Below are 17,775 nucleotides of genomic sequence, written 5' to 3'. Positions count from 1 at the left end.
TCTCTCACTTCGCCTTCTCGAGGATCTCGACGACGCGCCAACGCTTGGTGGCGGACAGCGGACGCGTCTCCGACAGGAGCACGCGGTCGCCGACGCCGGCCTCGTTGGCCTCGTCGTGAGCCTTCAGCTTGATGTTGCGGCGCAGGACCTTGCCGTACAGCGGGTGCTTGAAGCGCTCCTCGATGTTGACGACGACGGTCTTGTCCATCTTGTCGCTGACGACCAGACCCTCGCGGATCTTACGTGCGGCGCGCTCGTTGCTCACTTCGTTGTCCTTCGTGCTCATGCCTTCGCCCCCTCGTTCGGCAGCGGCTCGATGATGCCGAGCTCGCGCTCACGGATGACCGTGTAGATACGCGCGATGTCCTTGCGCACCGTGCGCAGACGCGCGGTGTTGTCGAGCTGACCGGTGGCGTTCTGGAAGCGCAGGTTGAACAGCTCCTCCTTGGCCTCCTTCAGCTTCGCGGCCAGGTCATCGGCGGTGAGGTCGCGGAGTTCTGCGGCGTTGCTTGCCATCACAGGTCTCCTGTCTCGCGGGTGATGAAGCGGGCCTTCATCGGCAGTTTGTGAATCGCGCGGCGCATCGCCTCACGGGCGACCTCCTCGGTGACGCCCGAGAGCTCGAACATCACGCGACCGGGCTTGACGTTGGCGACCCACCACTCGGGCGAGCCCTTACCCGAGCCCATGCGGGTCTCGGCGGGCTTCTTGGTCAGCGGGCGGTCCGGGTAGATGTTGATCCAGACCTTGCCGCCACGCTTGATGTGACGGGTCATGGCGATACGAGCGGACTCGATCTGACGGTTGGTCACGTAGTGACCCTCGACCGCCTGGATGCCGAAGTCGCCGAAAGCGAGCTCCGTGCCTCCCTTGGCCATGCCACGCCGCTTGGGGTGGTGCTGCTTGCGGTACTTGACGCGACGGGGCATCAACATCAGGACTCAACTCCTTCGGTGGCCGCAGGAGCGGCCGCGGGAGCCGCCTCGGCGGCAGCCGGCGCGGCAGCGGGAGCGGCGTCACGAGCGGGGCGGCGTCCGCCACGCTCTCCACGACCGGGACGGCGGCTGCCGGGAGCAGCAGCGCGACGGGCCGCTTCGGCCTCGCGCTCGGCCCGGGTACCGGCGACCTCGCCCTTGTAGATCCAGACCTTCACGCCGATGCGGCCGAAGGTCGTCTTGGCCTCGTAGAAGCCGTAGTCGACGTCGGCACGCAGCGTGTGCAGCGGGACGCGACCCTCGCGGTAGAACTCCGAGCGGCTCATCTCGGCGCCGCCGAGACGACCCGAGCACTGGATCCGGATGCCCTTGGCACCGGAGCGCATCGTCGTCTGCATCGCCTTGCGCATGGCACGACGGAACTGCACACGACCGGAGAGCTGCTCGGCCACGCCCTGCGCGACGAGCTGCGCGTCCATCTCGGGCTGCTTGACCTCGAGGATGTTCAGCTGGACCTGCTTGCCGGTCAGCTTCTCGAGGTCGCCGCGGATGCGGTCGGCCTCGGCGCCACGGCGACCGATCACGATGCCCGGACGAGCCGTGTGGATGTCCACACGGACCCGGTCACGGGTGCGCTCGATCTCGACGCGGCTGATGCCGGCGCGGTCCATGCCCTTGGTCAGCAGGCGACGGATCTTGACGTCCTCACCGACGTAGCTGGAGTACAGCTTGTCGGCGTACCAACGGCTCTTGTGATCCGTGGAGATGCCCAGGCGGAAACCGTGCGGGTTGATCTTCTGACCCATGTCAGTTGCCACCCTTCTTCGAATCGGTTGCGGGTTCGACGACCACCGTCAGGTGGCTCGTGCGCTTGAGGATGCGGTTGGCCGCACCCTTGGCGCGGGGGCGCCAGCGCTTCATCGTCGGACCCTCGTCGACCATCACCGTGGTGATGACCAGGGTCGAACGATCCAGGCCCTCGGTGGTCTCGGCGTTCGAGGCAGCCGAATCGACCAGCTTGTAGAAGTTCTCGGCCACAGCCTGCGGCTGGAACTTCAGCATGGTCAGGGCGTCCTCGACGCGCGAGCCGCGGATCAGGTCAGCGACACGGCGGGACTTCTGCGCGGTGACACGCACGTAGCGCGCCACGGCGAAAGCTCCGGGACGGTCGCCGAGCAGGCGCGCGCGGCGCTCGCTCACGTTGTCGCGGGTAGTGGCACTCATCGGCGCTTCGCCTTCCGGTCGTCCTTCTCGTGGCCCTTGAACGTGCGGGTGGGAGCGAACTCCCCCAGCTTGTGGCCGACCATCGAGTCGGTGATGAACACGGGAACGTGCTTGCGGCCGTCGTGCACGGCGATCGTGTGTCCGATGAAGGACGGCAGGATCATCGAGCGGCGCGACCACGTCTTGATCACGTTGTGGGTCTCGGCTGCGTTCTGGGCGTCCACCTTCTTCTCAAGGTGGCCGTCAACGAAGGGACCCTTCTTCAAACTACGAGGCATCTTTTTCTCCAGGTCCTCTCTCAGCGGCCGCTCTTGCGACGGCGGACGATCATCTGGTCGCTGGCCTTGCGCTTACGCGTACGGCCCTCGGGCTTGCCCCACGGGCTGACCGGGTGACGGCCACCGGAGGTCTTGCCCTCACCGCCACCGTGCGGGTGGTCGATCGGGTTCATGGCGACACCACGGACGGTCGGGCGCTTGCCCTTCCAGCGGTTACGGCCGGCCTTGCCCCAGTTGATGTTCGACTGCTCGGAGTTGCCCACCTCACCGATGGAGGCGCGGCAACGAACGTCGACGTAGCGCATCTCGCCGGAGGGCAGACGCAACTGCGCCTTCGAGCCCTCCTTGGCGACGAGCTGCACCTTGGCGCCGGCCGAGCGGCCCATCTTGGCGCCGCCGCCCGGACGCAGCTCGATCGCGTGGATCGTGGTGCCGACCGGGATGTTGCGCAGCGGCAGGTTGTTGCCGGGCTTGATGTCAGCACCGGCACCGGCCTCGACGGCCATGCCCTGCTTCAGGCCCTCGGGCGCGATGATGTAGCGCTTCTCGCCGTCGGCGTAGTGCAGCAGCGCGATGCGGGCGGTGCGGTTGGGGTCGTACTCGATGTGAGCGACCTTGGCCGGCACGCCGTCCTTGTCGTAACGCTTGAAGTCGATCACGCGGTAGGCGCGCTTGTGGCCGCCACCCTGGTGACGGGTGGTGATCCGGCCCTGGTTGTTGCGGCCGCCCTTCTTGGGCAGCGGCTCGACCAGCGACTTCTCGGGCGTGGTGCGGGTGATCTCGGCGAAGTCCGCCACGCTCGAGCCGCGACGGCCCGGGGTGGTGGGCTTGTACTTGCGAATAGCCATGTGTCAGTCAGTCCTTCAGCTCGGGCTCGAGAAGATGTCGATGCTCTGGCCGGCGACCACGCTGACGACGGCGCGCTTGGTGTCCTTGCGCTTGCCGACACCGTTACGAGTGCGACGGGCCTTGCCCTTGCGGTTGATCGTGTTCACACCGGTGACCTTGACCCCGAAGATCTCCTCGACGGCGATCTTGATCTGGGTCTTGTTGGCGTCCGGGTGGACCAGGAACGTGTACTTGTTGTCGTCGAGGAGGCCGTAGCTCTTCTCGCTGACGACCGGGGCGATCAGGACGTCCCGGGCGAAGGTTCCGTGGTTGGTCATCAGTTCTCCTCCTGGGCCTCGGCGCCACCGGCGGGAGCGAAGCCAGCGGCCTCGGCGCTCTCGACGGAGTCGAACCAGACCTCGGCGACCGTCTGGTCGTACCACTGGCTGTCAGGCGTGTGGTACTTCTTCGAGTTCTCGTTGCCCTTGATCTCGTGACCCTTGGGCGCGTTGCCGCTGGCGAGCGGCGCCTTCGAACCCGGGCCGTACGGCTGGGTCTTCGTGGCGCCGGCCTTGGCCTCGTCCGCCGGAGCGGTCTCAGCCGGGGCGGTCTCGGCCTGGGCCGCGACCTTCTTGGCCGTCTTCTTGGCCGGCTTGGGCGCGGGGGCGTCGGACTCGACGACCGCCTGGCTCAGCTTGACCGTGTCGACACCCTCAGCCGAGCGCGCCGCCACGAAGGCGTCGAACGCGGCCTTGGTGAACACCACGTCGTCGGCCAGCAGCACGTCGTACGTGTTGAGCTGGTCGAACGTGATCGTGGCGATCAGCTCGGCGTTGCGCAGGCTCTTGGCCGTCACGGCGTCGTCGCGGTCCAGGACCACGAGCACGCGGGGACGGATCGTGAGGTCGCGCACCGCGGCGAGCGCTGCCTTGGTCGACGGCGCGTCACCGGTCACGAAGGACTCGATGACGTGCAGACGGCCGCTGCGGGCCCGGTCGGTGAGGGCACCGCGCAGGGCGGCGGCCTTCATCTTCTTGGGCGTGCGCTGGTCGTACGAGCGCGGCGTGGGGCCGTGGACGATGCCGCCACCGGCGTACTGGGGCGCGCGGATCGAGCCCTGACGGGCGCGGCCGGTGCCCTTCTGGCGGTACGGCTTCTTGCCGCCGCCGCGGACCTCGGCGCGCGTCTTGACACTGTGCGTGCCCTGACGAGCGGCGGCCAGCTGTGCGGTGACGACCTGGTGCATCAGCGGAATGCTGACGCGGGCGTCGAAGATGTCGACCGGCAGGTCGACGTCAATGGTCTTGGCCATCTCGGTCAGGCTCCCTTCGCAGCGGAGCGGATGACGACGAGAGCGCCCTTGGCCCCGGGCACAGCGCCCTTGACCAGGATGAGGCCCCGCTCGGTGTCGACCGCGTGGACGGTGAGGTTCTGGGTGGTCACGGTGTCCGTGCCCATGTGGCCCGCCATGCGCAGGCCCTTGAAGACGCGGCCGGGGGTGGCGCAGCCTCCGATGGAGCCGGGCTTGCGGTGGTTGCGGTGCGCGCCGTGCGAGGCGCCGACACCGGCGAAGCCGTGACGCTTCATGACGCCGGCGAAGCCCTTGCCCTTGCTGGTGGCGGTCACGTCGACCTTGTCACCGTTGGCGAAGATCTCGGGCGAGATCTCCTGGCCGAGGGTGTAGTCGGCGACGGCCTCGGTGCGGATCTCCACGATGTGGCGGCGCGGCGTGACGCCGGCCTTCGCGAAGTGGCCCGCCTGGGGCTTGTTCAGCTTGCGTCCGTCGACCTCTCCGTAGCCGAGCTGGATGGCGCTGTAGCCATCGGTCTCGCGCGTCCGGATCTGGGTGACGATGTTCGTGGAGGCCTCGAGGACGGTCACCGGGACGACCCGGTTGTTCTCGTCCCAGACCTGCGTCATCCCGAGCTTGCGGCCGAGGAGGCCGCGCGCGGTGAGTGTGCTGCTGCTCATGGTGTGCGTCCCTCCCTCAGAGCTTGATCTCGATGTCGACGCCGGCAGGCAGGTCGAGTCGCATGAGCGAGTCGACGGTCTTGGGCGTCGGGTCGATGATGTCGATGAGCCGCTTGTGGGTGCGCATCTCGAAGTGCTCGCGGCTGTCCTTGTACTTGTGCGGCGAACGGATGACGCAGTACACGTTCTTCTCCGTCGGAAGCGGCACGGGGCCGGCGACCTTGGCGCCGGTCCGGGTCACGGTGTCGACGATCTTCTTCGCCGAGGAGTCAATGACCTCGTGGTCGTAGGCCTTGAGCCGGATACGGATCTTTTGTCCCGCCATGCTCTCGCTCGTCCTTTACGTTCGTCTTCGCCAGCCCCCGGGTTCGGGGTAGGCATGCCCCCGTCTCCGTTCCCCGAGGTCGGGCGTGTCGCGGCGCCTGCGGCGCACAGAGGAACACACACTTCTCGAGTTAGGTGGTTGGACCGGCTCCGCCCCGCGATGCGGTGCGGCTGGCCGGACAACATGGTCTCGGGTTCGGCTCGTGCGTTGAGCTGGGCGTGAGTTCCCAACCGCAGGAGCCACCGCGAACATGCCGGGGCAACCTGACCATTCTGACAGACATCTCCCGGAGTTTCCAAATCGGGGCCCGTGGAACGTCGTCGACCTCGTCACACCGCCCTCGGACCGTGACCTACCGGTGGCGGTGGCTCTCGTTCTCGAGGTGGCCCGCCGGCTCCAGCTGGAAGGTCGAGTGGGCGACGTCGAAATGACCGCTGAGGCACTCGCCGAGCTGGTCGAGCACCGCGTGGGCGTCGCCCATGGAGACCACGCTCTCGTCGACGACGACGTGGGCGCTCATCACCGGCATCCCGCTGGTGATGGTCCAGACGTGGAGGTCGTGGACGTCCACGACACCGCGGACGCCGAGGATGTGGTTCCGCACGGCGTCGAGGTCGACATCGCGCGGGCTGGCCTCGAGCAGAACCTCGGCCACGTCACGCAGCAGCGAGACGGCACGGGGCACGATGAGTGCGGCGATCAGCAGCGACGCGATCGGGTCGGCGGGGTACCAGCCCGTCGCGAGGATGACAGCGGCCGACGCGATGACCGCCACGGAGCCCAGGGCGTCCCCCATGACCTCCAGATAGGCGCCCCGCACGTTCAGGCTCTCCTGGGCGCCGGAGCGCAGCACGAGCAGCCCGACCACGTTGACGACCAGGCCGACCAGACCGGCGGCGAGGACCCAGCCGCCCTCGATGGCAGGCGGGTCCTCGAGCCGTCGCACGGCGCCGATCACGATGGCGACACACAGACCGATCAGGATCAGGGCGTTGAGTCCGGCGGCCAGCACCTCCGTGCGATGGAAGCCGTAGGTGCTGCGCGCTCCCGCGGGACGCTGGGCCACCACGATGGCCGCCAGAGCGAGGACCAGGCCGAACGAGTCGCTGAGCAGATGGCCGGCGTCGGCGAGCAACGCCAGCGAGCCGGTCACGAGGCCCACGACCACCTGGAGGACGAGGACCGCGAGGGTGAGCGCCAGGACGAGTCCGAGGCGTCCCCGGTGCTTCACCCCGGCGCCGTGCGCGTGATCGTGACCCACACCGCGAGGCTACCGGCCGCCGCGTCGTCGCCGGAAAAGAAAGAACCCCCGAGGCCGAAGCCTCGGGGGTTCCTCACGCAGTGCGTGTCAGATCAGATCACTTGTGGATCTTGGTGACACGGCCGGCGCCGACGGTACGGCCGCCCTCGCGGATGGCGAAGCGCAGGCCCTCCTCCATGGCGATCGGCTGGATCAGCACGACCGACATCTCGGTGTTGTCGCCGGGCATGACCATCTCGGTGCCCTCGGGCAGCGTGACGACGCCGGTGACGTCCGTGGTGCGGAAGTAGAACTGCGGACGGTAGTTGTTGAAGAACGGCGTGTGACGGCCGCCCTCCTCCTTCGACAGGATGTAGACCTGGCCGTCGAACTCCGTGTGGGGAGTCGTCGAACCGGGAGCGATCACGACCATGCCGCGCTCGACATCCTCGCGCTTCGTGCCACGAAGCAGCAGGCCCACGTTCTCGCCGGCCTGGCCCTCGTCGAGCAGCTTGCGGAACATCTCGATGCCCGTGACGGTCGTCGTCTGCTTGTCCTCGCGGATGCCCACGATGTCGACCGTGTCGTTCACCTTGACGATGCCACGCTCGATACGACCCGTGATGACGGTGCCACGACCGGTGATCGTGAAGACGTCCTCGACCGGCATGAGGAACGGCTTGTCCGTCTCACGCGGGGGCAGCGGGATGTACTCGTCGACCGCGTTCATGAGCTCGAGGATCGACTCGGCCCACTTCTCGTCGCCGGTCAGGGCCGGGTGGGCCGCAACCTTGACGACGGGAACGTTGTCACCGTCGAAGTCCTGCTCGTTGAGCAGCTCGCGAACCTCGAGCTCGACGAGCTCCAGGATCTCCTCGTCGTCGACCATGTCGCACTTGTTGAGCGCGACAACCATCGCCGGCACGCCGACCTGGCGAGCGAGCAGCACGTGCTCACGCGTCTGGGGCATGGGGCCGTCGGTGGCGGCGACCACGAGGATCGCGCCGTCCATCTGAGCCGCGCCGGTGATCATGTTCTTGACGTAGTCGGCGTGACCCGGGCAGTCGACGTGCGCGTAGTGGCGGTTCTCGGTCTGGTACTCGACGTGCGAGATCGAGATCGTGATGCCGCGCTGACGCTCCTCGGGAGCCTTGTCGATCTGATCGAAGGCCGAGGCCTCGTTCAGATCGGGGTACTTGTCGTGCAGCACCTTGGTGATCGCCGCGGTCAGCGTCGTCTTGCCATGGTCGATGTGACCGATGGTGCCGATGTTCATGTGCGGCTTGGTCCGCTCGAACTTCGCCTTAGCCACTGGGGCCCTCCTGGTTTTGGTGTATCTAGATCTTGTTGACTGAAACGCCGTGTGGAACGCGTCGGAGCGAACCTCTGGCAACCCTACGCGATGGGTCCGAAGCTCATTCGCCGCGGGCCTTCTTGATGATCTCTTCGGCCACGGCCTTGGGGACCTCGGCGTAGGAGTCGAACTGCATCGAGTACGACGCGCGGCCTGAGGTCTTCGACCGCAGATCGCCCACGTAACCGAACATCTCGGACAACGGCACGAGCGCCTTGATCATCTTGGCGCCGCCGTAGCCCTCCTCCATGGACTGAACCTGTCCACGTCGGGAGTTGAGGTCGCCGATCACGTCGCCCATGTAGTCCTCGGGCGTCGTGACCTCGACGGCGAACATCGGCTCGAGAAGAACCGGCTTCGCCTTGCGAGCGGCCTCCTTGAAGGCCTGGTTGCCGGCCAGCTTGAACGCGAGCTCGCTGGAGTCGACGTCGTGGTAGGCGCCGTCCTCGAGGGTGAACTTGACGTCCACCATCGGGTAGCCGGCGAGCACGCCGAACTCCATGGCGGCCTGGCCACCGGCGTCGACCGAGGGGATGTACTCGCGCGGGACGCGACCACCCGTGACCTCGTTGACGAACTCGTAGCCACCCTCGCCACCGGCGTCGGGGCCATTGGGCGCGAGCCCGATGACGACCTTCGCGAACTGGCCCGAGCCACCGGTCTGCTTCTTGTGCGTGTAGCTGTGACCGGTGACCGTGCCGCGGATGGTCTCGCGGTAGGCGACCTGCGGCTTGCCGACGTTCGCCTCGACCTTGAACTCGCGCTTCATGCGGTCGACGAGGATGTCGAGGTGAAGCTCGCCCATGCCGGCGATGATCGTCTGACCCGTCTCCTCGTCCGTGTGGACCTGGAACGTCGGGTCCTCCTCGGCGAGCTTCTGGATGGCGACGCCCAGCTTCTCCTGGTCGCTCTTGGTCTTCGGCTCGATCGCGACCTGGATCACCGGGTCCGGGAAGGTCATCGACTCGAGCACGATCGGGTGGGCCGCATCGGCCAGCGTCTCGCCCGTGGTGGTGTCCTTCAGGCCCATGACGGCCACGATCTGGCCGGCGCCGACCGACGCGATCTCCTCACGCTTGTTGGCGTGCATCTGGTAGACCTTGCCGATCCGCTCCTTGCGGCCCTTCGTGACGTTGAGCACCTGCGTGCCCGCCTCGAGGCGACCGGAGTAGACACGCACGAAGGTCAGCTTGCCCAGGTGCGGGTCCGTGGCGATCTTGAACGCCAGGCCCGAGAACGGAGCGTCGTCGGACGGCGCACGCGTGTCGGTCTTCGTCTCGTCCTTCGGGTCGAGGCCGACGATGTCGCCGACGTCGATCGGGCTGGGCAGGAAGTCGACGACCGCGTCGAGCAGGGGCTGGATGCCCTTGTTCTTGAACGCGGTACCGCAGAGCACCGGGTTGAGCTTGGCAGCCAGAGTCGCGCGCCGGATGGCGGCCTTGAGCACGTCGACGGAGATGTCGGCACCCTCGAGGAACAGCTCGGCGAAATCGTCGTCGACGTCCGCCAGCGTCTCGAGCATGGCCTCGCGGGCCTCCGCGGCGGCGTCGGCCAGGTCGGCCGGGATCTCCTCGACGGCGTAGTCCTCGCCGATCGTCGTCTCGCCGCGCCACGTCAGGGCACGCATGCCGATGAGGTCGACGACACCCAGGAAGTCCGACTCGGCGCCGATCGGCATCTGCAGGACGAGGGCCGTGGCGCCGAGGCGCTCACGGATCGTCTTGACGCAGAAGTCGAACGAGGCGCCCGTGCGGTCGAGCTTGTTGACGAAGCACATGCGCGGGACGCCGTACTTGTCGGCCTGACGCCAGACGGTCTCGGACTGCGGCTCGACACCGGCGACACCGTCGAACACGGCGACGGCGCCGTCGAGGACGCGCAGCGAGCGCTCGACCTCGACGGTGAAGTCGACGTGACCGGGGGTGTCGATGATGTTGATCTGGTGCTTCTTCCACCAGCAGGTCGTCGCGGCGGACGTGATCGTGATGCCGCGCTCCTGCTCCTGCTCCATCCAGTCCATCGTGGCGCCGCCCTCGTGGACCTCACCGATCTTGTAGGTGATGCCGGTGTAGAACAGGATGCGCTCGGTGGTGGTGGTCTTACCGGCATCGATGTGCGCCATGATGCCGATGTTGCGGACCTTGGTCAGGTCGGTGGTGATGTCGGTTGCCACGTGTGGATCAGCCTTTACAGAAGTGGTTCGGTGGGAGAGCGCAACGACGTTGCGCCCAGGATCACCAGCGGTAGTGGGCGAACGCCTTGTTGGCTTCGGCCATCTTGTGGGTGTCCTCGCGCTTCTTCACGCTGGCACCGAGACCGTTGCTGGCGTCGAGCAGCTCGTTCATGAGGCGCTCGGCCATGGTCTTCTCGCGACGCTCGGCGCTGTACTTGACGAGCCAGCGCAGGGCGAGGGTGGTCTGACGGTTCGGACGGACGTCGACCGGCACCTGGTAGGTGGCGCCACCGACACGGCGGCTCTTGACCTCCAGGGCGGGCTTGACGTTGTCGAGCGCGCGCTTGAGCGTGATGACCGGATCGGTGCCGGACTTCTCACGCGTGCCCTCGAGGGCGGTGTAGACGATGCGCTGCGCGACCTGCTTCTTGCCGTCGAACAGAACCTTGTTGATCAGCTGGGTGACCAGCTGGCTGCCGTAGACGGGATCAGTCTCGATCGGACGCTTCGGAGCGGGACCCTTACGAGGCATCAGCTCTTCTCCTTCTTCGCGCCGTAACGGCTGCGAGCCTGCTTGCGACCCTTGACACCCTGGGTGTCGAGCGAGCCGCGAATGATCTTGTAGCGAACACCGGGGAGGTCCTTCACACGACCACCGCGAACGAGCACGATCGAGTGCTCCTGCAGGTTGTGGCCCTCGCCGGGGATGTAGGCGGTCACCTCGGTGCCACTGGAGAGCCGGACGCGGGCGACCTTGCGCAGCGCGGAGTTCGGCTTCTTCGGGGTCGTGGTGTACACGCGGGTGCACACGCCGCGCCGCTGGGGCGAACCCTTGAGGGCCGGCGTGTTGGTCTTGACGACCTTGCTCTGGCGGCCCTTGCGGACAAGCTGGTTGATGGTGGGCACTATGCCTCTTCCTGGGAGAATTCTCCCGTTACATCGCGGGCGCGCATGCCGCCTCGCAGGTCTTCCTCGATCTCCACCGCGGCGGTATCCGACCGCCGTGGTCACGGATCATCGGGCCAGGGGCCCTTGTCCGTTCGAACGTCGCGCCGACTCACGTCGGGCACGGCTCCCCATCTTACCTGAGCCCGCCTCGTCGGGACAAATCGCGTCCTCGTGAGGACGCGGTCCGGGTCAGGGGACGCGCGGCCCGGCCAGGTAGGCCGCGGCGCTACCGGTGGGGCGCGCGGACGTCGGGGCGCTGCCCGCGGGCCGTCATCCGGTGCCCGTACACCCGGACGACCTCCGAGATCCCGTCGCCGGCGACCTCGGGCTCGTCGCCCTCGGTCTCGCCGACCAGCACGGCGAAGCCGGCCATCTCGCGGCCGAGCAGGATCAGCGGATCTTCCATGGGCTCATCCTTCCGGTCGCCCGGCCCTCGGTCAGCGCTCCCCCAGCAGCAGCTGGGCCAGGTGCACGGCGCGGACGTCGGCGAGGTCGTCGAGCTGCATCCGGCAGCTGAAGCCGTCGGCGACGACGATCGCGTCGGGTCCGGCCTCGCGCACGGCCGGCAGCAACTGCGTCTCCGCCACGGCGACCGAGACCTCGTAGTGGCCCTTCTCGACGCCGAAGTTGCCTGCCAGTCCGCAGCAGCCGCCGACTCGCACCACATGGGCGCCCGTGCGCGACAGCAGCCGCAGGTCGGCATCGAAGCCCAGGACCGACGCCTGGTGGCAGTGCGGCTGGACCACGACGGTCTGGCCGGACAGGTCGGGCACCTCGAGCTCCTCGCGGTCGGCGAGCAGCTCGGCGAGCGTGAACACGCCCTTCGCCACCTCGGCGGCGCGAGCGTCGTCCACGAGCTCGACCGCGTCGGTGCGCAGCACCGCGAGGCACGAGGGCTCCAGACCCACGACGGGGATGCCCGCCTCGACGTAGGGATGCAGCTGGTCGACCGCGGCGGCGGCCAGCTCGGCGGCGTGGTCCAGCTGTCCGGTCGAGATCCAGGTCAGGCCACAGCACTGCTGGCGCTCGAGCAGCCGGATCTCGTACCCCGCGGCCTCCAGCAGGCGGACCGCGGCGCGCCCCGCGTCCGTGGAGAAGTACTCGGTGAAGGAGTCGGCCCACAGCAGCACGGGGTCGCCCCCGGTGCTGGTGCGCTCATCGGCGGCGACCTTCGAGAACGTGCGCGTGGCGAACTGCGGCAGGCTGCGCCGCTGGTCGACGCCCGCGATCCAGCGGCCCACGTGCGCCAGGCCCGGCATCCGCAGGGCGAGGTTCGCCAGTTGGGCGATCGGGGCCGTGAGCCGCGCCCAGAACGGCAGCCGGCCCAGGATGTAGTGGCTGCGCGGACGCAGTCGGCCGCGATAGGTCTGGTGCAGGACCTCGGACTTGTAGGTCGCCATGTCGACGCCGGTGGGGCAGTCGCCCACGCAGCCCTTGCACGACAGGCACAGGTCGAGCGCCTCGTGGACCTCCGGGCTGGACCAGCCGCCGTCCACGAGCCGGCCATCGACCATCTCCTGCAGCACGCGGGCCCGGCCGCGGGTGGAGTCCTTCTCGTTGCGGGTCGCCTGGAAGGAGGGGCACATGACGCCCGAGGCCGGCGCGGCGAGGCACTTGCCCACGCCGGTGCACCGGTGCACCGCAGCGCCGAAGTCGCCGTCGTCGTGCAACAGCCGCAGGCCCTTGCGGCCCGCCGGCAGGCCCGGGGGCCACCCGGCGCCCAGGCCGCGCAGGTCGGATTCCACCGGCCGGGGCCGGACCAGCACGCCCGGGTTCAGCAGGTCCTCGGGATCGAAGACGTGCTTGACCTGCTCGAACAGGCCGATGGCCTCGGGCGAGTACATCAGCGGCAGCAGCTCGGAGCGGGCGCGGCCGTCGCCGTGCTCGCCGGAGAACGATCCGCCGTGGCTCGCCGCGAGGGTGGCCGCGTCGGTGAGGAAGGAGCGGAAGCCCCGATGCCCGTCCGGCGCGTCGAGGGGGAAGTCGATGCGCACGTGGACGCAGCCGTCGCCGAAGTGACCGAACAGCGTGCCGTGCAGGTCGTGCTGGACGAGCAGGTCCTCGAACTCCCGCAGGTACCGGCCGAGGTGCTCCGGCGGGACCGCGGCGTCCTCCCAGCCGGCCAGCGCCGGACGATCCCAGGCCCGCGACGCCAGGCCGGCGCCCTCCTCGCGGATCCGCCACAGCACCGACTGCTCGATCGGCGACGTGACGTGGCGGTGCCCCAGGGCTCCCGAGGCGCGGACGACTCGGTCGGCCTGGGCCTGCAGCTCGGCGGCGTCGTCACCCGCGAGCTCGACGTAGAGGAACCCGTCGCCGCTCGGCAGGTCCGGGACCGAGGAGGCGCCGTGGGCCGCGCGGTAGACCTCGACGATGCGCCCGCCCAGTCCCTCGCAGGCGATCGGCTCGAAGGGCAGGATCGCCGGGACGTGGTCGGCGGCCTCGGCCATGGACGGGAAGGACAGCACCACCAGGTGGCGCACCGGCGCGTCCCGCACGAGGTCGACGGTGGCGCCCAGGGTCACGGCGAGCGTGCCCTCGGTGCCGGCCATGAACGAGGCGACGTCAAAGCCACGCTCGGGCAGCAGGTGCTCGAGGCTGTAGCCCGACACCTGGCGACCGAACCGGCCGAACTCGGTGCGGACGGTCGAGAGGTTGGCGCCGACCAGCGAGCGCAGGCCCTCCAGCCGGTCGGACGTCACCGCGACGTCCCGGCCGACCTGGAACCGCTCCCCCGCCAGCGTCAGCAGGTCGAGCGCCGCGACGTTGTCGGCGCTGCGGCCGTAGCCCAGCGCGCGGTTGCCGCACGCGTTGTTGCCGATCATGCCGCCGACCGTGCAGCGAGTGTGGGTCGAGGGGTCGGGGCCGTAGCGCAACCCCAGCGGGGCCGCCACGCGCTGCAGGGCGGCATGCACGACGCCGGGCTGCACCTCGGCGGTGCGGGTGGCCTCGTCGATCGCGATGATCCGGTTCATGTGCCGCGAGAAGTCGAGCACCACGCCGGTCCCGATCGCGTTGCCGGCGATCGAGGTGCCCGCGCCGCGCGACGTCAGCGGCGTCCCCGTCGTCCGGCACGCCTCCACCACGGCATGGATCTCGTCGAGGTCGTGCGGCCGCACGACGACCGTGGGCTCGACGCGGTAGAGCGAGGCGTCCGAGCTGTAGAGCGCGCGCGCCAGGGAGGACGAGTCCACGTCGCGCACGCCGGCTCGCTCGAGTGCCGCCACGACGTCACCGGTGGTGTCGAGGCGGTCGTCCAGGCGGGGCGTGGTCATCGCGGTCCTTCGTCGGGTTCGTCCGTCAGTAGCATGCTACTGCCTGCCGCCGAGACGGCCGCACGCACGGGCGCGGCCCACCGGGGGTCGACGACCTCGCCGGGACCCGACACCTGGCCCATCAGCAGCGTCCCGGTGTGTTCGAGATGGTCGGCCATCGCGACGGCGGCCTGCTCGGGCTCGCCGCGCCCGATGGCATCGGCCACCGGCGCGTGCTCGGCGACGACCTCGGCCAGCGGGCGCGAGCGGCCGAACGTCGAGACGCCGCGGGCCTGGATCGAGTCCCGCAATCGCGCCACCTCGGCCTCGAGCCGGGTGTTCTGCGACGCGGAGGCGACCAGGGCGTGGAAGTCCCGGTCCACCTGCGTGAAGTCGGCCTCGCGACCCGCCCGCGCATGCTCGCGGGTGACGTCGATGTTGGCGGCCAGCGCGGACCGGAGTCCCTGATCGGCCCGACTGGCTGCGGCCGCGGCGGCAGGCACCTCCAGCAGGAGCCGCAGCTCGAACACCTCCCGCACGTCGGAGACCGTCACGCCGCGGATGCGGATGCCGCGATTGCGCTCGACCTCGACCAGACCCAGGTCCGCCAGTCGCAGCACCGCCTCGCGCACCGGCGTGCGCGACACGTCCAGCTGCTCGGAGAGCCGGTAGATCGAGTGCTGCGACCCCGCAGCCAGCTCGCCGCCGACGATGCGCTCGCGCAGGAGCGCGAACACCCGGTCGGTGGCGGTGGGACGTGCCGTCACGCGCGCGCCGTCACCACAGCTCGACCGAGCCGGACAGGATCGTCACGACGTCGTCCTCGGTGACCTCGCGCGGGGCGGTCGCCAGCAGTCGCTGCTGCTTCAGGGTGCCCTCGGCCAGCGAGGGCAGGTCGGACTGGCCGAACCCGAGCTCGGCGAGCCCGGAGGGGATGCCCACGTCGCGCATCACCTGCGTTAGCACGGTGGGCAGCAGCTCGGCCGGGTCGTCGGTCATCACGGCGTCCGGATCCAGCAGCCGGGCTGCGCGCACGTGCCGGTCCGGCGCGGCCTCGAACGTGAACCGGAACGCCGCCGGAGCGGTGATGGAGACGGCCATGCCGTGGGGCACCAGGCCGTGGCCGGTCGTGCCGTCCGGCTTCGGGTAGTCGTCCGGGTGGAAGTCACCGACCTGCCCGGCGATCGGGTACGCGTTGGCGTGCGGGATGTGCACGCCGGCGTTGCCGAACCCCAGGCCGGCGAAGGTCGCCGCCATCGCCATCTGCTCGCGCGCGGCCACGTCGTCGCCGTGGCGGACGGCCTCGCGGAACGCCGTGCTCATGAGGGTCAGCGCCTTCTCGGCCCACAGGTCGGCGATGGGGTTGGAGCCGCAGTACGGCACGCGCTCCTGGGGCGCCTTGGCCTCGTAGGAGGTGAAGGGGCGCGCCGTGTAGCTCTCCAGCGCGTGGCACAGGATGTCCAGTCCCGACGCGGCCGTGACGCCCGCGGGCTGCGTGATCGTCAGCTCGGGGTCGACCACCGCGTAGGTCGGACGCAGCGCGGCGTGCGAGATGCCCGTCTTCACGTGCTGCGCCACGACGTCGAGGACGCAGATCGTCGTGCTCTCGCTGCCGGTGCCCGTGGTGGTCGGGACGGCGATGAGCGGCAGCAGCGGCTTGGCCGGCGCCTGACCGCGGCCGACCGGGACGTTGACGTAGTCCATCAGCTCGCCCTCGTTGGTCAGCAGCAGGTTGACCGCCTTGGCGGTGTCGATGCTGCTGCCACCGCCGAACGCGATCACCACGTCGAACGGGCCGTGGGAGCGGGCGAAGTCGATCGCCGTGATGAGGCTGGCGTCCGTCGGTTCGACGCGCGTCCCGTCGAACACGACGGCCTCGACGCCCGTGGCCTCGATCCGGTCGGCGAGCTCCTGCGGCGCGCCCGTGGCCGCGACCCCGGCGTCCGTCACCAGCAGGACCCGGCGCGCCGAGAACCGGCCCAAGTCGTGCGCGATCTCGTGCCGCGCCCCCGGTCCGAACTTCAGCGCGGGCGCGCCATAGGTGAAGATGGTCTCGGGCTGGCTCGGCGCGAACATGGAAAGAACCATACGACGCCACCCGGTAGCCTTGGGAGGTCCAACATCTACCGAGGGATTCGATGCGTCGTCTGACTGCCGCCATCGCCGCGACAGCGGCGCTGCTGACCTTGACCGGTTGCACCTCCAACGGGGCGATCCCCAGCGCCGACCGCACGACCACTCCCCCGGAGATCGACTCGCACGAGTCAGGTCCCGCGAGCCCGATCGGCTACGGCCTCAGCGTGCCCGCCGGGGCGACCCAGCTCGGCCCGCTGGTCCGCTACCGCAGCGAGCGGCTCATCGACACGTACAAGCCCGAACTGGACGCCGCGCGTGCCGAGCAGGCGCTCGAGGAGGCCGAGGAGAACGAGGGCACCGAGCCCACGTCCGAGCCGACCCCCACGCCGACGCTCAACACCCGGCCCGAGGGCGACCTCTTCGAGGACCTCGACGACCCGCCGCGTCCGGACACCTTCGTCTCCCTGATGCGGGTCGACGGCAACCCCACGCTGGTCGTGCGCCGGTTGCTGGCCGACCTCTCCGTGCTGCTGCCCGAGGCCGAGATCGTCACGGACGACCTCGCCGCGTACTGCAAGGCCACCGATCGGCGGATCACGGGCTGCAAGCTCGACGTCACCGGGACCACGCCCGGCGGTCGCGACCTGCACGTCGTCCTGACGGTCGACCCGGGCCGCGTCCCGACCCGGACCGGCAACTATGCCTCGCTCGAGCGGCCTGTCATGACGCTGTCGCTGGCGTACGTCGGCGACCCGCGCACCGGCCAGGAGGAGCGCTCGACCGAGGATCTGGCGGACCCGCCCCAGGTCGATGACACGACCGAGAAGACCGGCTGGATCTGGCCGAAGATGGACGAGGACGCGCCCGAGCTGGTCCTCGACGGCTACACGCCGCCGACCAGTGCGACCGTCCTGCTCTCCGGGCAGCGTCCGGCATTCGCGACGATGACGACCCCGCGGGCCTCCATCGCGACCGAGATCGCGACCGCGTTCACCCAGGACCGCGTGCCGGAGGCGGCGCTGAAGCGTGACGTCGTGGCCGACCTCAACGAGGTCATCATCACGACGTGGGGCACCGGGGCCGACGGCCGCCGGATCCGCACGGTGCACACGCTCTCGGCGCGCGGCAACTACCTCGCGCTGTTCGTCGACCCGACGATCTGAGCGAGC

The 17,775-nt window shown here is 69.2% G+C and carries 21 protein-coding genes; 1 reads left to right on the top strand and 20 read right to left on the bottom strand.

Annotated elements, in window-relative coordinates; genetic code table 11:
- Positions 1-4: 4 nt before the first annotated feature.
- The 20 genes from rpsQ to NP095_RS02265 form a co-directional block, all read right to left on the bottom strand.
- On the bottom strand, positions 5-286 hold the full coding sequence (gene rpsQ, locus NP095_RS02360; RefSeq protein WP_232417642.1) for a 30S ribosomal protein S17: 282 nt from the start codon (positions 284-286) through the stop codon (positions 5-7).
- Complete coding sequence (gene rpmC / locus NP095_RS02355) at positions 283-516, bottom strand: 50S ribosomal protein L29 (protein ID WP_154595845.1); 234 nt, start codon at positions 514-516, stop codon at positions 283-285. Before rpmC ends, rpsQ begins: the two co-directional genes overlap by 4 nt.
- Positions 516-935, bottom strand: a complete 420-nt coding sequence (gene rplP / locus NP095_RS02350) for a 50S ribosomal protein L16 (protein WP_154595846.1) — start codon at positions 933-935, stop codon at positions 516-518. Before rplP ends, rpmC begins: the two co-directional genes overlap by 1 nt.
- Positions 935-1,741 carry a 30S ribosomal protein S3 gene (gene rpsC / locus NP095_RS02345; RefSeq protein WP_154595847.1) on the bottom strand — a complete coding sequence of 269 codons (807 nt, stop codon included), beginning with the start codon at positions 1,739-1,741 and terminating at the stop codon, positions 935-937. The genes rplP and rpsC overlap by 1 nt, the downstream gene beginning before the upstream one ends.
- Before the next feature lies 1 nt (position 1,742).
- Entirely contained in the window at positions 1,743-2,159 is a 417-nt protein-coding gene (gene rplV / locus NP095_RS02340; RefSeq protein ID WP_232417643.1) for a 50S ribosomal protein L22, read from the bottom strand.
- On the bottom strand, positions 2,156-2,437 hold the full coding sequence (rpsS, locus tag NP095_RS02335; RefSeq protein WP_078699126.1) for a 30S ribosomal protein S19: 282 nt from the start codon (positions 2,435-2,437) through the stop codon (positions 2,156-2,158). The genes rplV and rpsS overlap by 4 nt, the downstream gene beginning before the upstream one ends.
- A gap of 20 nt (positions 2,438-2,457) precedes the next feature.
- Positions 2,458-3,285, bottom strand: coding sequence for a 50S ribosomal protein L2 (rplB, locus tag NP095_RS02330; protein WP_232417644.1), 828 nt, complete (start codon positions 3,283-3,285; stop codon positions 2,458-2,460).
- 15 nt (positions 3,286-3,300) lie between these two features.
- The gene (gene rplW, locus NP095_RS02325; protein ID WP_154595850.1) at positions 3,301-3,603 is read right to left on the bottom strand and encodes a 50S ribosomal protein L23; all 303 of its coding nucleotides are present in this window, start codon (positions 3,601-3,603) and stop codon (positions 3,301-3,303) included.
- Positions 3,603-4,577 carry a 50S ribosomal protein L4, sunset domain variant gene (gene rplD, locus NP095_RS02320; RefSeq protein ID WP_232417645.1) on the bottom strand — a complete coding sequence of 325 codons (975 nt, stop codon included), beginning with the start codon at positions 4,575-4,577 and terminating at the stop codon, positions 3,603-3,605. The genes rplW and rplD overlap by 1 nt, the downstream gene beginning before the upstream one ends.
- 5 nt (positions 4,578-4,582) lie before the next feature.
- Positions 4,583-5,236, bottom strand: a complete 654-nt coding sequence (rplC, locus tag NP095_RS02315; protein ID WP_232417646.1) for a 50S ribosomal protein L3 — start codon at positions 5,234-5,236, stop codon at positions 4,583-4,585.
- A 16-nt stretch (positions 5,237-5,252) separates the two neighbouring features.
- Complete coding sequence (gene rpsJ, locus NP095_RS02310) at positions 5,253-5,561, bottom strand: 30S ribosomal protein S10 (protein ID WP_078699131.1); 309 nt, start codon at positions 5,559-5,561, stop codon at positions 5,253-5,255.
- A 352-nt stretch (positions 5,562-5,913) separates the two neighbouring features.
- On the bottom strand, positions 5,914-6,822 hold the full coding sequence (locus tag NP095_RS02305; RefSeq protein WP_232417647.1) for a cation diffusion facilitator family transporter: 909 nt from the start codon (positions 6,820-6,822) through the stop codon (positions 5,914-5,916).
- Positions 6,823-6,919: 97 nt separating this feature from the next.
- A complete protein-coding gene (gene tuf / locus NP095_RS02300; protein ID WP_187411723.1) occupies positions 6,920-8,113 on the bottom strand; it encodes an elongation factor Tu in 1,194 nt (397 codons plus the stop codon).
- 103 nt (positions 8,114-8,216) lie between these two features.
- The gene (gene fusA / locus NP095_RS02295) at positions 8,217-10,328 is read right to left on the bottom strand and encodes an elongation factor G (RefSeq protein ID WP_306173277.1); all 2,112 of its coding nucleotides are present in this window, start codon (positions 10,326-10,328) and stop codon (positions 8,217-8,219) included.
- A 61-nt stretch (positions 10,329-10,389) separates the two neighbouring features.
- On the bottom strand, positions 10,390-10,860 hold the full coding sequence (gene rpsG, locus NP095_RS02290; RefSeq protein WP_232417648.1) for a 30S ribosomal protein S7: 471 nt from the start codon (positions 10,858-10,860) through the stop codon (positions 10,390-10,392).
- Complete coding sequence (gene rpsL, locus NP095_RS02285) at positions 10,860-11,234, bottom strand: 30S ribosomal protein S12 (RefSeq protein ID WP_019143662.1); 375 nt, start codon at positions 11,232-11,234, stop codon at positions 10,860-10,862. The genes rpsG and rpsL overlap by 1 nt, the downstream gene beginning before the upstream one ends.
- A 268-nt stretch (positions 11,235-11,502) precedes the next feature.
- Positions 11,503-11,682: a hypothetical protein gene (locus NP095_RS02280; RefSeq protein ID WP_232417649.1), complete on the bottom strand. Its 180-nt coding sequence runs from the start codon at positions 11,680-11,682 to the stop codon at positions 11,503-11,505.
- A 31-nt stretch (positions 11,683-11,713) separates the two neighbouring features.
- Positions 11,714-14,551, bottom strand: coding sequence for an FAD-binding and (Fe-S)-binding domain-containing protein (locus NP095_RS02275; RefSeq protein WP_232417650.1), 2,838 nt, complete (start codon positions 14,549-14,551; stop codon positions 11,714-11,716).
- The gene (locus NP095_RS02270) at positions 14,548-15,297 is read right to left on the bottom strand and encodes a GntR family transcriptional regulator (RefSeq protein WP_232417651.1); all 750 of its coding nucleotides are present in this window, start codon (positions 15,295-15,297) and stop codon (positions 14,548-14,550) included. Before NP095_RS02270 ends, NP095_RS02275 begins: the two co-directional genes overlap by 4 nt.
- A gap of 10 nt (positions 15,298-15,307) precedes the next feature.
- Complete coding sequence (locus NP095_RS02265) at positions 15,308-16,606, bottom strand: hydroxyacid-oxoacid transhydrogenase (RefSeq protein WP_232417652.1); 1,299 nt, start codon at positions 16,604-16,606, stop codon at positions 15,308-15,310.
- 62 nt (positions 16,607-16,668) lie between these two features.
- On the opposite strand from NP095_RS02265, the gene NP095_RS02260 reads away from it, so the two are divergent.
- Positions 16,669-17,769, top strand: a complete 1,101-nt coding sequence (locus NP095_RS02260; protein ID WP_232417653.1) for a hypothetical protein — start codon at positions 16,669-16,671, stop codon at positions 17,767-17,769.
- The last annotated feature ends 6 nt before the right edge of the window (positions 17,770-17,775 follow it).

The organism is Aeromicrobium duanguangcaii (genome assembly GCF_024508295.1).
Taxonomy (GTDB): Bacteria; Actinomycetota; Actinomycetes; order Propionibacteriales; family Nocardioidaceae; genus Aeromicrobium; species Aeromicrobium duanguangcaii.
This window is presented reverse-complemented; position numbering and strand designations above follow the sequence as displayed.